The sequence below is a fragment of the Pseudoalteromonas sp. UBA6610 genome (assembly GCF_002433295.1).
Lineage (GTDB): Bacteria > Pseudomonadota > Gammaproteobacteria > Enterobacterales > Alteromonadaceae > Pseudoalteromonas > Pseudoalteromonas atlantica.
On sequence record NZ_DJHW01000070.1, the window covers coordinates 1 to 13,902 of the forward strand.

Genomic DNA, 13,902 nt, shown 5'->3' on the forward strand with positions numbered 1-13,902 from the left:
CACTAAACTGTGTGCTAAGGCACGCGTAATAACGTTTAAACTATTGATTAAACACCACTACTTTAATAGTGGTGCCTCGACCCGGAATCGAACCAGGGACACGAGGATTTTCAATCCTCTGCTCTACCAACTGAGCTATCGAGGCACTTTAACAGTGCTAATTAAAAATCATAAATGATTTTTAATGCAATTCCCACTCAGCGCTATCGACTGAGCCATCTGGGCGTGCGGCGTATTAAACGAGTTTTGCCCTTACAAGTCAACTTTTTTTTTACTCTTTATAACTGTTTGAACGGTTTTCACACAACAAAGCGAGTTTTTATAGACTAATGTTTATTTATCCAACAAAAACTCACAAAAAACCTTAATTTAATCAATTAAACCAGACTAAAAACGTAGTGAATTATTTTACGTAAATGATACGATTACTGTGAAAATACGATAAGGGCTTATCGTACAAACAAATACCAATGGGAACAATCAATGCAGAGTAAATTCTCTTCGCCGGTGAAAGGCTTACTGCCGCTTTTTTTAATAATTAATATTGCAGTAACAGCGCTTGCTATTGTTGCCTTTGCGTTTTATTCGCAAAACACACAACCTGCACCAGCAGCCAAACAAAAAGTAAGTATTACGCAGCTAGCACAACAACTTGATTTACCAATGGTAGATGCACTTACTATGTATGGGCAAGGCAAGGTTCGCCAGCTACTTGAGCTTACCTCAGTATTAGATGATGAGTTTGAATATACGCTCTATCGCTTTAATGCCACCTCAGAAACCCAACTTGTATATAGCAGCACTAAACCCGCTATCGAGTCTAAAAAAGTAAATGAGCATTTAACTGAGCAAGGTATATTGCACCATATATTGCTTTTGAACGACCAGCCTATTGGTGAGCTAATAATAAAACAGCAGTTACCAGCACCGCCTTTAACGCAGCAAGACTCGCAAGTAATAGCCTATATTATTGCAATTGTAAGCGTGTTCGCCTTATTTGCATTAGCCCTACTATTTAATACCTATATAAATACTCGCTTACGTAAAAGTAGTCATTTGTTAAATGAAGAACTTCAAGCGATTACCGAAAATGGCAATTACGACAGTAAAGTAAGTGAAAAACTAGACCTAGGCTTATCTGGCGTGGCTAAAAACATTAACTTGCTGCTAGATAAAGTTAACTCGGTAATGTCTGAAAAAGAGGCTGCGCAAAAAGAGCTTCAAAAATTACAAACAGGCCTTGAGAGCGAAGTACAACAAAGAACAATTGCATTAGAGCAAGCGACATTAAAAGCACAACGCGCTAGCGAAACTAAAACGACCTTTTTAGCCACTATGAGCCATGAAATTCGCACCCCTATGAACGGCGTTATTGGCACTATAGATTTATTAAGACAAACAGAGCTTGACGGCGCGCAGCATCGTTTAAGTACTATTATCCGTGAGTCAGCGTTTTCACTATTAAGTATTTTGGATGATATTTTAGACTTCTCTAAAATTGAAGCGGGTAAGCTAAATATTGACCCTACGCCTTTTTCAGTTACTGATACGATTGAAGAAGTGGCTCGCGTGCTTTCATCTGTTGCTAAAAAGCGCAAATTAGATTTAGAGCTATCTATTGCGCCAGATATTCCAACTAATTTAACTGGCGATACAATACGGGTTCGCCAAGTACTGTATAACCTTTGTAGTAATGCAATTAAGTTCACCAGTACTGATGATAAACGCCAAGGGCACGTAAAAATATCGGTAGAAGTGGCCCATAATACGGCAGATCATTTTACGCTGCGTTTTTGCGTAACCGATAACGGCAAGGGCATGACCCAAGCGCAACTGCGAGAAATATTTAACCCGTTTGTGCAAGCCGAAAACTCAATTACCCGTGAATACGGCGGCACTGGTTTAGGGCTTTCTATTTGTAAAAGTTTAACCGAGCTTATGCTCGGTACTATTAATGTAACTAGCCATGCAGGCATTGGTAGCGAATTTACCGTTGAGCTTCCATTTGGTACCTCAGGAAAAATTAAGTACGCACATAAAAATGCGCTCAATGGCAAACATGTAGTGGTAGTGAGCAATCATTTAGAGCGCGAAAAAGCAATGTACCGCTATTTATCGTTTATGGGCGCTAAAATTACCTACGTGCACAACCAGCAAGAAATAGAAGCTCAACAAGAGCAGCACGACATTATATGGGTTGTCGATGGCATAGATGATATGGAAAAAGTTAACTCTTTACTGCGTCGTCTTATTTACTCACTTGAAGATAATAATCAACAAGTAGTGGTATTAAGTAAGCTTGATGAAGCCGCTATAAACCATAAAAATGTATTTTATATTAATGCCTCACCGCTGTGTAAATCTAACTTTATGATGTCGATATTGGTAGCAGCAGGCTTGCATCAACCTAAACAAATTAAAAAAACAAAAACACTCAACAATTATTTAAATGTTGAACAAGCACGCGATGCCAATAAACTCATTTTATTAGTAGAAGATAACCTACTAAACCAGCAAGTTTTAACCGACCAACTGCATATACTAGGCTATGGCGTTGAAGTAGCAAATAACGGTGAAGAAGGTTTAGATATGTGGCGTCAAAACAATTACTCGCTCATATTAACCGACTTACATATGCCAAAAATGTCAGGTTACGATATGGTTGAAAAAATTCGTGATGAAGCCGAGTTGTTAGACTCTATAGACGCTCAGCCCTATATTATTGCGGTTACTGCCAATGCGCTCAAAGGTGAAAAAGAGCGTTGCCTGGCGGTAGGTATTAATGACTTTATTACTAAGCCTATAGAGCTTAATGCCTTAGAAGATACCTTAAAGCGCTGGTATGATAAGCATAATAAAGACCAAACTGTTGTCATTCATCAAAAACCTGCCATGCCTATTAATATGGACGCGGTATCTACTTATGTAAACGGCGACGAAGCCAAACAATTACGCTTTTTCAAAATGTTTTTAGAGCAAAGCCAAAGCCTAATTAAAAGTATTAATTCCGGCGTTATGGTTAATGACAGAGACGAGATAAGCAGTGCTTGTCATCAGCTCAAGGCTATCTCTAAAACTATTGGTGCAGAGGCCGTTGCGCAATGTGCAGAAGAGTTTGAAGAGAAATGTCGAAATGCAGAGCTTGATACTGATGAGCTAATAGCGCAAAGAGATACCCTTGAAATTGAATATTCTAAAGCTGCGCAGTTTTTAAAAGAGCAAGTGCGCTCAGCGAATACTGATGAAGAAACGCTATAAAATATAGCTATAAAAAAAGGGCTATATAGCCCTTTTTTTTATGCCTAAAAATTACTTTTCAGGAGGTCGATAACCTTCAATTTCTACGTCTTTGTCTTCAAACAAAAAGCCAACCATTTGCTCTTCTAAAAACGTACGGTGCTCTGGGTCCATCATATTTAAATGCTTTTCGTTAATTAGCATAGTTTGCTTATGCTGCCACTGGCCCCATGCTTCTTTAGAAATATTATTAAAAATTTTCTCGCCTAGTTCACCAGGGTATAACTGAAATCCAAGCCCTTCGGCTTCTTTTTGTAACTTTTGACAAAATACTGTACGTGCCATAATTGACTCTCTTAAGCGCTAAATGCTAATAGTTTAACCTATTGGGCTCATTTGTTTAACCAACTTTTTAGTCGGTGCGGCTAAACCCACCTCTATAGATTGATCGAGTGGGTACCACACAAGTTGTTTATCGTTTACTACATCCGGTACGTTATTAATATTAAGCACATGTGGATTTATTGTCAGCTCAAAATGCGAAAACACATGAGTAAAAGGCGTTAACTCTTCCAGCTCGGTTTTTAAGCCTTGCTGATTTAAAAATAACACCATTTCGCTGTATTCGTTAAACTCAAAAAAGCCAAACAGACCGCCCCAAATACCGCTACTTGGGCGTTTTGCCATTAAAACTTTCTCGTCATGCTGAATAATTAATTGGTGACAACTCTTTTTAGGCACCGCTTTTTTAGGTTTAGAATGAGGAAACTCTTTAACCTTACCGGCATTAAACGCACCACAATCGCTATTAAGTGGGCACGCTTGGCAATCAAAGCGACTACGAGAGCAAAGGCTGGCGCCCAAGTCCATCATGGCTTGGTTAAACTCAGTCACATTGTTTTTAGGGGTTAACTGGGTAGACAAATGCCAAAGTTGGTTTTCTACTTTTTTTACCCCATACCACCCTTCAACCATAAAATAACGGGCAAGCACTCGCTTAACATTACCATCTAAAATAGGGTGGTGCTGGCCAAGCGACAGCGATAATACCGCACCAGCGGTAGAGCGCCCTATTCCGGGTAAATCCATGACTTCTTCGAGTGTAGTAGGAAATTTACCTTGGTATTTATCTCGCACTATTTTGGCCGTTTTATGTAAGTTACGTGCCCGTGCGTAGTAACCTAAGCCAGTCCAATGATGCAGCACTAAATCTTCATCTGCATTTGCTAAAGCAATGATATCTGGGAAGCTTGCCATAAACTTTTCAAAGTATGGAATAACCGTAACAACTTGCGTTTGCTGTAACATTACTTCTGACACCCACACTTTATAAGGTGTTTTACCTAGTTGCCAAGGCAGTGTTTTACGCCCATGAAGGTGATACCACTGAACTACTTGGTTAGCAAATTTGTCTGACTGCTGTTTATTTAAATCCAACATATACTACTTTTACTCATGCTCAATAGCGGCTCAGTCTATTGCAGTTAATAAAAAGATCAAGCTATGAAGGCGCTATAACACGCTAATACTTGTGATTAGCTGCGTGGTCAGGGATAATACGCAACCATTTTTAAACACATTGTTTTTGTCAGGCCAATAATATGAGTGAATCAAGTAACAACAACCTTGAGCAAGCTAAGCAAGAAGGTAAATATATCCGCACAATTCGCAGTTTTGTAAAACGCGAAGGCCGCTTAACTAAAGGCCAAGCTGCCGCAATTGAAAAATGCTGGCCAACTATGGGGCTTGAGCATAAAAACGGCCTACTCGACTTAGCTCAAGTATTTGGCAATAACAATGATGTAGTATTAGAAATTGGTTTTGGTATGGGCAAGTCATTAGTTGAAATGGCGAAAAATGCACCGCACCTAAACTTTATTGGTATTGAAGTACATCGCCCAGGCGTTGGCGCATGTTTAATGGATGCAGATGAGGCCGGTGTTACTAATTTACGTGTATTTGAACACGATGCGGTAGAAGTACTCGCTGACTGCCTTGCAGATGAAAGCTTAACAACGCTGCAGTTATTCTTCCCTGATCCATGGCATAAAAAGCGTCATCATAAACGCCGTATAGTGCAAACAGAATTTGCTGAAAAACTGCGTACAAAATTAAAAATTGGCGGTGTTTTTCATATGGCTACTGACTGGGAAAACTACGCCGAGCACATGCTAGAAGTTATGCAAGCAGCGCCAGGCTATAAAAATCAGTCATCTACCAACGACTACGTGCCTCGCCCTGATTCGCGCCCGCTAACTAAGTTTGAACAGCGCGGCCACCGTTTAGGTCACGGCGTATGGGACTTAATGTTTGAGCGCACAAAATAATTACACTAATTTACTAATCAATAATTTGTAAGGCAAAGCCATTTATGAGCGTATTAACCAACCCAAGTTTACTGTTACTTCGTAATAGCGAAGAACTAGTGGGAAAATCTATCTTGGTGGTCAACTTTGTTCAAGATGGCTTTTTAGCAGAGCTAAAGCAGTTAAATCCTCAAAGTGCCATCACCGCATTTAGTTATAACCATGCTAATGGGGAATTTGCTAAAAAAATAAATGGCATAAACGTGTGTGTTAACCATGAAATGGCCGCCAACGATTACGATTTAGTCATTCTTTACTACCCAAAATCAAAGCCTGAAGTATTAATGGCACTTGATAATATTCGCGCCGTTATTAACGAAAAAGCACAGCTACTTGTGGTAGGCGAAAATAAAAGTGGCGTTAAATCGATAGAAAAGCAGCTCGCGGGCAAAGCGCAGTACAGTAATAAAATTGACTCTGCTAAGCATTGTATTTTGTTTTCATTTGAGCAACTAGAGAACAACCCAACCTTTGAGATTAGCCGCTACCATAAAACGTTTAGAGTAAATGTAGCAGGAGTAGAGTTTGATGCTATCAGTGTTCCGGGTGTATTTAACCACGGCGCTTTAGATGCTGGCACAAAAATGCTACTAGAAAATGCCCCGACCACTAAACAAGGTAATGTACTGGATTTTGGCTGTGGTGCGGGCTTAATAGCCACTTTTTTAGGTATTAAAAACCCAGCACTGACTTTTACTTGCAGCGATGTGAGCGCACTTGCAACTTATGCTACTGAGCAAACATTAAAGCTTAATAATATTAAAGGCGGTACCATTTTAAGTGATGGCTTAAAAAGTATTAGCGGCAAGTTTGATTTAATAGTTAGTAACCCGCCTTTTCATACTGGCATAGCGACCGACTACACAATTGCAGAAGCATTTTTATCAAATGCTAAGCAGCACTTAACCAAGGTAGGAAAGCTAAGCATAGTGGCTAATAGCTTTTTAAAATACCCGCCAATTTTAGAGGCGCAGTTTGGTAGCTTCCACACTGTGTACAAAAATAACAAATTTGCCGTTTACAGTAGCTAACTAATTATACTTAATTAGGCTAAGTGTAATTAATACTTAGCCTAACTTTCGAATAAATATCAGAATTAATTTCACTATTTCCCTTCACTTTCTATGGTTTTTGCTAAACTAAAGTTCTAAATATAAATATTCATGCTTAGGCGATGCAGCAATAATGCCAAAAAAAGTACATCAAAAAAGTATTCGAAAAGCGCTGATCAACACCATCATGCTTATCACTGCGATTTGTTTAACTTTATCGGTTTCAATTTCCACTTATATGAGTGTAAAAGAACAAAAGGAACTGATCATAAACAAGCTCGTGATCCTTTCCGATATTGTTGCTTTTGATGCCGCAGATTCATTGGTAAAAGACGACAGAAAAACAGAAGAAAAACGCCTAAAGTCGTTTGATAAAATTCCCCTTGTTAAAAACATTCATATTTACGCAATAGAGAAAACATCGAGTAAACCTGTATTTTTTATTAGCTTTAATGCTAAAAAAACCCCACCTGTTCCGCTGCGCGTAGACAGCATTAAAGAGCTTAACGAGCCAAGAGTGACCAACAACTACATTGAGCTAATAACACCTGTGCTTAATAACGAGCAGGTGGTGGGTTACGTTTACATGCGTGGTAGCTTAGAAAGCCTAGATGAATTTATAAAACAAAAAATTATTATAGATATTTTCCTTACTCTGTTTATTTTGTTTTTTGTGTACTTTATAGCGATAAAAACACAAAAAAGTATCGCTAACCCTATTGAACACTTAAGTGTATTGCTACAAGACGTATCAAAAAATCATAATTATGACGTACGCGCACCCAGCACCAGCGTAAAAGAGGTTACAGCCTTATCAAACAGCTTAAATATCATGCTTACTCGCACCCGTAAGCAAATAGAACGTCATGAAAAAGACAAACTAGAGATCAAACAGCTCAACCAGAGCTTAGAAGAAAAGGTAAGCCAAAGAACAATAGCCCTGCGCGAAGCAAACCAAGAGCTGCTTTCTACCCTTGAGCGAATGCATCAATACCAAGAACAAATAGTAGAAAACGAAAAAATGGCCTCATTAGGGCAAATGGTAGCCGGCGTAGCCCATGAGGTTAACACCCCAATTGGCCTAGGTATTACTGGCTCAACCTTGCTGCGCGATAAACTTGCCGATATTCAGCTTAGTTTTGATAATAAGTCTCTTACTTCTAACCAATTAAAACGCTTTATTGACGAAGGTATCGAAAACCTTGATTTAATTTATAGAAACCTAAATCGTGCGGCCGACCTTATCTCTAACTTTAAAAAGGTAGCTGTAATTCAAGATGACGGGATTAAAACCCATGTAAACATCCATAGGTTAATATCTGATGTGTTAATGTCGATTCAATCAGAGTTAATAAAGTCAAAGCCTAACGTAGTGATTAATTGTCCGAGTGATTTAACCATTGAAAGTAAATCTGAGCCATTACAACAAATTTTCCAACAGCTTATTTTAAACTCTGCCATTCATGGTTTTAGCAATAGCGAAAATAACGAAATTAAGTTTGATATAGAAATAACAGGCCCACAAATAAAAATAATCTACACAGATAACGGCCAAGGCGTTGATAAAAACGTCAAAAACAGGATATTTGACCCATTTGTAACCTCTAAGCGAGGCCAAGGGGCAAGTGGTTTAGGCATGCACTTAGTGTACAACTTAGTAACCCAAGCACTAGGTGGGCATATACTGTATGACCTAGATGCAAAACCCGGCGTACGCTTTGTTATTACAATTCCATAAACAGTGTTTAAAAAAAGAGTATTTATTTACGCTTTTTACTTGAATTACCATTTAATGACCTTATAGAGAGAGCATGTGATATTTCATGTTTAATTATTTAACTTGATCTAATAATTAAGCGATACAATTTCTGAACTTTATTGCTTTTGCAGTATCACATACATTGATGAAAGGTTATAAAATGATATAATTCCGTTTTGAATTTGCGCGATTATTTTTAGTACCTTTAAGCGATTGGTGGATGTATCAATTATTAAAGGAAATGGCTTCGTTTTCATAATTCAAAAAGCTGCATCCGTTATATATCATTAAACAGTAGTTTTTGCACAATGCCTTTTGGTTAGTTTGGAACACCCCTACTGTTTTATTTTTATCCAACTTGTTTTTTCTTGTTAACATTTGGGTATAATCCTATAATCTCTAGTAATCGAATTATTTAGTTAAGATTCGATTTTTTGTAAATAAAATATTCCAAAAAGGTTAATTAATAATGCAAACGCCAGTCATTCTAATCGTAGAGGATGAAGACGTAACTCGACTAAACCTCGTGAGTTTATTTGAAGCTGAAGGTTACAAAGTTATTGAAGCCATTGATGGCGATGATATGCATGACAAGCTTACAAATAATGATGACGTCAATCTTGTAGTTATGGACATCAACCTACCGGGTAAAAACGGGCTAATATTAGCACGTGAATTACGCCAAAAACGTAAAGTCGGTTTAATCTTTTTAACCGGCCGTGATAACGATGTAGACCGTATTTTAGGTTTAGAAATTGGTGCTGATGATTACATCACTAAACCTTTTAACCCTCGTGAATTGACTATACGCGCTCGCAACTTAATTACCCGTACAGCGCTAGGCGGCGAAGAGTCAGTGCTAGAAACCAACGGTGTAATTACATTTAACGGTTGGGAACTTGACGAAAACAGCCGTTGTTTAACGTCACCAAATGGTGATGCTAAGCGTTTACCTAAAGGTGAATACAGAGCGCTGCGTTTAATGCTTGATTCTCCAGGGCGTATTTTTAGCCGTGAGCAACTTATTAAGCATATGACTGGCCGTGAGCTTCGCGCTAATGACCGTACAGTAGATGTAACGATTCGTCGTATTCGTAAGCACTTCGAAAGTGATAATTCTACTTCTGAGCTAATCAGCACCATCCATGGTGAAGGTTACCGCTTTATTGGTAAAATCGACGCTTAATTAGAGTAAACCGCTTACTCTAATAATTGTAAAAACGAATGAAGGGCAATTTGTCCTTCATTTATTTTATCTGCCAATGTATCTAACCATTCTTTTAGTACTTCATCTGATTCATCAAGCGCACCGTGTTCCATCTTTTTAGCATGTAACTGTACGTCGTTTAATCCTACAGAGCCCGCAGCACCTTTAAGCTTATGCGCCACCGATTTGTACTCTTCCCTGTCGTTTTCATTTAACGCGCTTTGCAGCTCTTGCTGATATTGCGGGTTTAGTTTTTCAAATAAACCACTGCTGCGCTTAAATACTTCAAGCCCCATAGAGTTTACAAAGTCTTCAATGGTTTCAACATCAAGCACACCTGCATTAATACCCTCAAGCGCTTCTTTACTTACCGTTAGCAGCGGCTTGTCAGATTCACTTTGTTGAATATCAAACAAATCAGCCAGCATTTTATCAAGCTTTATTGTATTAATCGGTTTAGCAAGCGCCCCTTGCACCGAAATGCCTTCTAAGTCTTCTTCGGCGCTACGTACATTCGCTGTAAGCGCAACGATAGGTAATTTATCAAAATGGCTATCGGCACGTATTTGTCTTGCCACCTCATCACCATTTATATCGGGCAGTTGCATATCAAGTAGTACTAAATCTAGCTCGTCTTCGGTTTCTACAAACGAGAGTGCATCTTCACCTGTTTCGGCCCAAATCACTTCATGGCCGCGCTGCTCTAACAGGTTAGTCGCAATTTCAGCATTTAATGGCACATCCTCTACAAGTAAAATATATAAACCTCTACCTGCATAGCTTTGTTCGGTAGGCGCTACACATAAGCTAAGCGGTATGTGTACTGTAAAGCAGCTGCCTTCACCTTCTGCACTGGTTACCGAAATAGTGCCTTTCATTGCACTGACCAACGCTTTGGTTACGGCTAAACCAATGCCTGAGCCAATCGCGTTTTTACCGCTTAAATCTGGGGCTTTGTAGTACATATCAAATATGCGCGAGAGTTGATCCTCTGGGATCCCCTGCCCTGTGTCTGATATTTTAAGTTCAAGCCACGGTCCATCGTTACGCTCTTCTCGGCTACATGTGAGTTTTACCTCGCCATGCTGGGTAAACTTAACGGCATTATTAATTAAGTTCCATACCACTTGGCGTAAACGCGTTGGGTCTAGGAGTGCGTAAACATCTAATGTGCCATTTCGCTCAATTGAAAATTCAAGCTCTTTTTGTTCAGCAATTAAGCCGGCAAAGTTCACTACATCGTTAATAAAGTCTGAAACGTTAATAGAGTCGGTTGCTATATCTAACTGCTCTCGGTCTATTTTATCTAAATCTATAATATCGTTAAAAATATTACCTAAGGTTTCAGCGCTCGAAAACACCGTATTACACCAACTGCGTTGCTGCTTATTAAGCTCTGTATCAAGCAGCATGCGGGTTAAACCTACAATGCCATTTAATGGCGTGCGCAGCTCATGACTAAGCGTTGCTATAAACTTACCTTTATCCTTATAGGCTGTTTCAAGCGCTTGTGCTGCTTCTTTACGGCTGGTTATATCACGGCCAAATGCAAGCAAACCTATGTAGTCACCTTGATCGTTTATAAACGGTAATTTACGCAGCTCAAACCAACGGTTTTCACCATTAACCATATATTCAACATCAATTGTCAGCGCTTGATGCGTTTGCTCGACTTGTTTATCGGTTCTGAGTACTTCTGCTAAAAAGTAGCTAGGGAAAATCTGCTCCACTGTTTTACCAATTAGTTCAGCGCTGGTTTTGCCCATAACCTCTTCAAACATTTTATTACAGCCGGCAAACACGCCGTTGTTATCTCGGTAATAAAATAAATCGGGGGAAGAGTCGACAATAGAGCGAAGGAGCATGCCTTGCTGAGCAAGTTCTTGTTGTGTTTTTTTACGCTCTGCTATTTCGCGGCGAAGCTCTTCAATGGCGCGATGCTTGGCATGAAAGGCCATTTTTCGCTCATCTATTTCAATGTTGAGGCGGTTGATATTATCTTTTAATGTTTGATTTAACAGCTTTTCTTGTTTTGTGGCGCTGTCTAAATAAGCGTATGAGGCATCTAATTGTCTAATCGAGTTGAGTAAAATACTGATCATAAAGGGAGATACAACCGCAGTAAAAAATACCACAGCTAAAATATCAACTAAATTAACCTCACCCAGTGCCACATAATAAAACATACTCGACAATATAAGCGACACGCCTAATAAAAGCGCGTAGCACATTGCCGCGGTTTTTAACTCGCCAAAGCGAGTTATTAAACTAGAAAGTACTCGAGCCCAAGGGCTCAAAGAAGAATCGGTCATAGGTCAGTGTATCTCGTTACTAGGCATAAATAAAAAGTGCCTATTAATAGTCAAACGCATTTTGCAGCAGATTTTAGCATTTTTCTATTAGCTATATTCATGTTGTGCGACAAAAACAGAAAATTTTCATGTTTACTTTTGCCTACTTGTTAAACTCATCATTTCAGCAATAAATTATTTAGTGTAAAATGCTGCGCTTTATTATGACCAATAACGAGTAGCGCACATGCAAACCAACATGCCCGATATAGCTGATACGGCTCCCGCCTTACAAACAGGTAAGTTAGACTGGGTTGGTATGGGCGAAATAGAACTGCCATTTATTTTTGAATCGAAAGATTTAGCACCCGTTACCGTTAACGCAAAAGCGCGTGCCTTTGTTAATTTGCATAAAGAAGACGCTAAAGGCATTCATATGTCGCGTTTATTTTTAGCGCTTGATTTACTCTCAACAGAGCAACAAGTTAACCCACAAACTTTAGCTCAAGCACTCGATACCTTCATCACCAGCCACGAAGGATTAAGTGACAAAGCCCAAATAGAGTTTAAATTTGAATTACCGCTGCGTCGTAAATCGTTATTAAGCGGTAAAGCAGGTTGGAAAAACTACCCAATTACCCTAACCAGCACTATTGAAAATAGCGTAATTAGCTACGAGCTAAGCGTTGATGTTACTTATTCATCAACCTGTCCATGCTCTGCAGCACTTGCTCGTCAACTTATTCAAAATGCTTTTAGCGAAAAGTTTAACCAAGAAACACTTAATCAAAAAGATGTTTTAGCATGGCTAGGTACAACGCAGGGTATTGTGGCAACGCCTCACTCCCAGCGTTCAATTGCAAACGTTAAAGTAAAGCTAGACAACACAATTAGTGAATTTGACGTAGTAAATTTAATTGATACATTAGAAGCTGAGCTAAAAACCCCCGTACAAGCGGCAGTAAAACGTGAAGATGAGCAAGAATTTGCCCGCCTTAACGGTCAAAATTTAATGTTTTGTGAAGACGCTGCACGTAAAATTAAAGCGGTTCTTGAAAACGATAACTTTAGTGATTACTGGCTACAAATCAACCATTACGAATCGCTCCATGCGCATGATGCAGTCGCGATTGCCGTTAAAGGAATTGAGGGCGGTTACAAAGCCTAGCAGCCCTGCTGCATTAATAATAAATACATACGGTAATTAGCCATAACAACCAATTTTTAGGCACGTAAATTGCTTTACTTGAGCAGTGTCAATTTGTTGTTATGGAGTTACCGTATGGAATTCGCTTTATTATCAATTTTAGTATTAGTGGTTGGGGCCTCTGTGGTTGCGTCAAAATTTAGTGATGATGGCGGCAATCCCTATCCTTTTACCCGCAAACAAACCGTGTTTACACAGGTTGAGGGTGCATTTTTAAATCTTTTAGAGCGTGCGGTAGGCGATCAATACAAAATTGTGAGCCGCGTCAAACTCATCGATGTAATCGACTGCAAGCAAGGCCTCTCTGCTAAATCAAAACGTGCAGCTTTAGCTAAAGCTAAAAATAAGCAACTCGATTTTGTGCTGGTAGATAAAGAAAAAATGACGATAGTGGCTGCGGTTGATTTGGTTAACAACGCCAATAAAGATGGCCACAAAGCGCAGCGCGACTGGTTTGTAAACGGCGCTTTAGAATCCGCTGGCATTCCACATATTCGTATGAAAGTAAAATCAGGCTACCGCCCTTCTGAGGTGCGCGATGCAATTATGTTTAAATTAGGCAAACCTGCAGCGGTGCAATCGGCTCGTCCAACACGTAATCGTGTAAGTAAACCTGCGGTATTGTCACCTTCTCAGGCTAAAGCCCAAACCACTGCGTTAGCCGAAATTTAAAATAGAATTAAATACTCTCCTAAAAGTATTTAAAGCGAGCCGTAAAACAGCTCGCTTTTTTGTTTTTTATTGCTAACTTCACGTATAATCTACGTATTCAAACTCAGGAAT

General features: G+C 39.2%; 10 protein-coding genes and 1 tRNA gene. 7 read left to right on the forward strand and 4 right to left on the reverse strand.

Translation table 11 applies throughout. The features are described 5' to 3' along the window. Positions 1–69 precede the first annotated feature (69 nt). Positions 70–145 (reverse strand) — tRNA-Phe (locus B4F91_RS09655). A gap of 338 nt (positions 146–483) precedes the next feature. On the opposite strand from B4F91_RS09655, the gene B4F91_RS09660 reads away from it, so the two are divergent. Next, complete coding sequence (locus B4F91_RS09660; protein ID WP_286938149.1) at positions 484–3,258, forward strand: hybrid sensor histidine kinase/response regulator; 2,775 nt, start codon at positions 484–486, stop codon at positions 3,256–3,258. 51 nt (positions 3,259–3,309) lie between these two features. On the opposite strand, the gene B4F91_RS09665 is transcribed toward B4F91_RS09660, so the two are convergent. Beyond that, the gene (locus B4F91_RS09665) at positions 3,310–3,582 is read right to left on the reverse strand and encodes an oxidative damage protection protein (protein WP_004587535.1); all 273 of its coding nucleotides are present in this window, start codon (positions 3,580–3,582) and stop codon (positions 3,310–3,312) included. A 33-nt stretch (positions 3,583–3,615) separates the two neighbouring features. Continuing rightward, a complete protein-coding gene (gene mutY, locus B4F91_RS09670) occupies positions 3,616–4,677 on the reverse strand; it encodes an A/G-specific adenine glycosylase (protein ID WP_286938152.1) in 1,062 nt (353 codons plus the stop codon). 161 nt (positions 4,678–4,838) lie between these two features. On the opposite strand from mutY, the gene trmB reads away from it, so the two are divergent. The 4 genes from trmB (at position 4,839) to arcA (ending at position 9,600) form a co-directional block, all read left to right on the forward strand. Then, positions 4,839–5,564 carry a tRNA (guanosine(46)-N7)-methyltransferase TrmB gene (trmB, locus tag B4F91_RS09675; protein WP_024031613.1) on the forward strand — a complete coding sequence of 242 codons (726 nt, stop codon included), beginning with the start codon at positions 4,839–4,841 and terminating at the stop codon, positions 5,562–5,564. A 44-nt stretch (positions 5,565–5,608) separates the two neighbouring features. Next, complete coding sequence (locus B4F91_RS09680) at positions 5,609–6,634, forward strand: methyltransferase (RefSeq protein ID WP_054983843.1); 1,026 nt, start codon at positions 5,609–5,611, stop codon at positions 6,632–6,634. 154 nt (positions 6,635–6,788) lie between these two features. Continuing rightward, on the forward strand, positions 6,789–8,393 hold the full coding sequence (locus B4F91_RS09685) for a HAMP domain-containing sensor histidine kinase (RefSeq protein ID WP_054983844.1): 1,605 nt from the start codon (positions 6,789–6,791) through the stop codon (positions 8,391–8,393). A gap of 490 nt (positions 8,394–8,883) precedes the next feature. Then, a complete protein-coding gene (gene arcA, locus B4F91_RS09690) occupies positions 8,884–9,600 on the forward strand; it encodes a two-component system response regulator ArcA (RefSeq protein ID WP_004587530.1) in 717 nt (238 codons plus the stop codon). 14 nt (positions 9,601–9,614) lie between these two features. On the opposite strand, the gene arcB is transcribed toward arcA, so the two are convergent. After that, the gene (arcB, locus tag B4F91_RS09695; RefSeq protein WP_286938788.1) at positions 9,615–11,933 is read right to left on the reverse strand and encodes an aerobic respiration two-component sensor histidine kinase ArcB; all 2,319 of its coding nucleotides are present in this window, start codon (positions 11,931–11,933) and stop codon (positions 9,615–9,617) included. Positions 11,934–12,159: 226 nt separating this feature from the next. Between arcB and folE2 the strand changes: the two genes are divergently transcribed. Together folE2 and B4F91_RS09705 are read left to right on the forward strand one after the other, a co-directional pair. Beyond that, entirely contained in the window at positions 12,160–13,080 is a 921-nt protein-coding gene (folE2, locus tag B4F91_RS09700; RefSeq protein WP_273611723.1) for a GTP cyclohydrolase FolE2, read from the forward strand. Between the two features lie 114 nt (positions 13,081–13,194). Beyond that, positions 13,195–13,791, forward strand: a complete 597-nt coding sequence (locus B4F91_RS09705) for a DUF2726 domain-containing protein (RefSeq protein WP_024031608.1) — start codon at positions 13,195–13,197, stop codon at positions 13,789–13,791. The last annotated feature ends 111 nt before the right edge of the window (positions 13,792–13,902 follow it).

Excerpts from the sequence above, each read along its gene's own strand:
- B4F91_RS09660 (WP_286938149.1), top strand. The coding sequence starts at position 484 with ATGCAGAGTAAATTCTCTTCGCCGGTGAAAGGCTTACTGCCGCTTTTT.
- B4F91_RS09680 (WP_054983843.1), top strand. The coding sequence starts at position 5,609 with ATGAGCGTATTAACCAACCCAAGTTTACTGTTACTTCGTAATAGCGAA.
- arcA (WP_004587530.1), top strand. The coding sequence starts at position 8,884 with ATGCAAACGCCAGTCATTCTAATCGTAGAGGATGAAGACGTAACTCGA.
- B4F91_RS09685 (WP_054983844.1), top strand. The coding sequence starts at position 6,789 with ATGCCAAAAAAAGTACATCAAAAAAGTATTCGAAAAGCGCTGATCAAC.
- B4F91_RS09705 (WP_024031608.1), top strand. The coding sequence starts at position 13,195 with ATGGAATTCGCTTTATTATCAATTTTAGTATTAGTGGTTGGGGCCTCT.
- folE2 (WP_273611723.1), top strand. The coding sequence starts at position 12,160 with ATGCAAACCAACATGCCCGATATAGCTGATACGGCTCCCGCCTTACAA.
- B4F91_RS09665 (WP_004587535.1), bottom strand. The coding sequence starts at position 3,582 with ATGGCACGTACAGTATTTTGTCAAAAGTTACAAAAAGAAGCCGAAGGG.
- mutY (WP_286938152.1), bottom strand. The coding sequence starts at position 4,677 with ATGTTGGATTTAAATAAACAGCAGTCAGACAAATTTGCTAACCAAGTA.
- trmB (WP_024031613.1), top strand. The coding sequence starts at position 4,839 with ATGAGTGAATCAAGTAACAACAACCTTGAGCAAGCTAAGCAAGAAGGT.
- arcB (WP_286938788.1), bottom strand. The coding sequence starts at position 11,933 with ATGACCGATTCTTCTTTGAGCCCTTGGGCTCGAGTACTTTCTAGTTTA.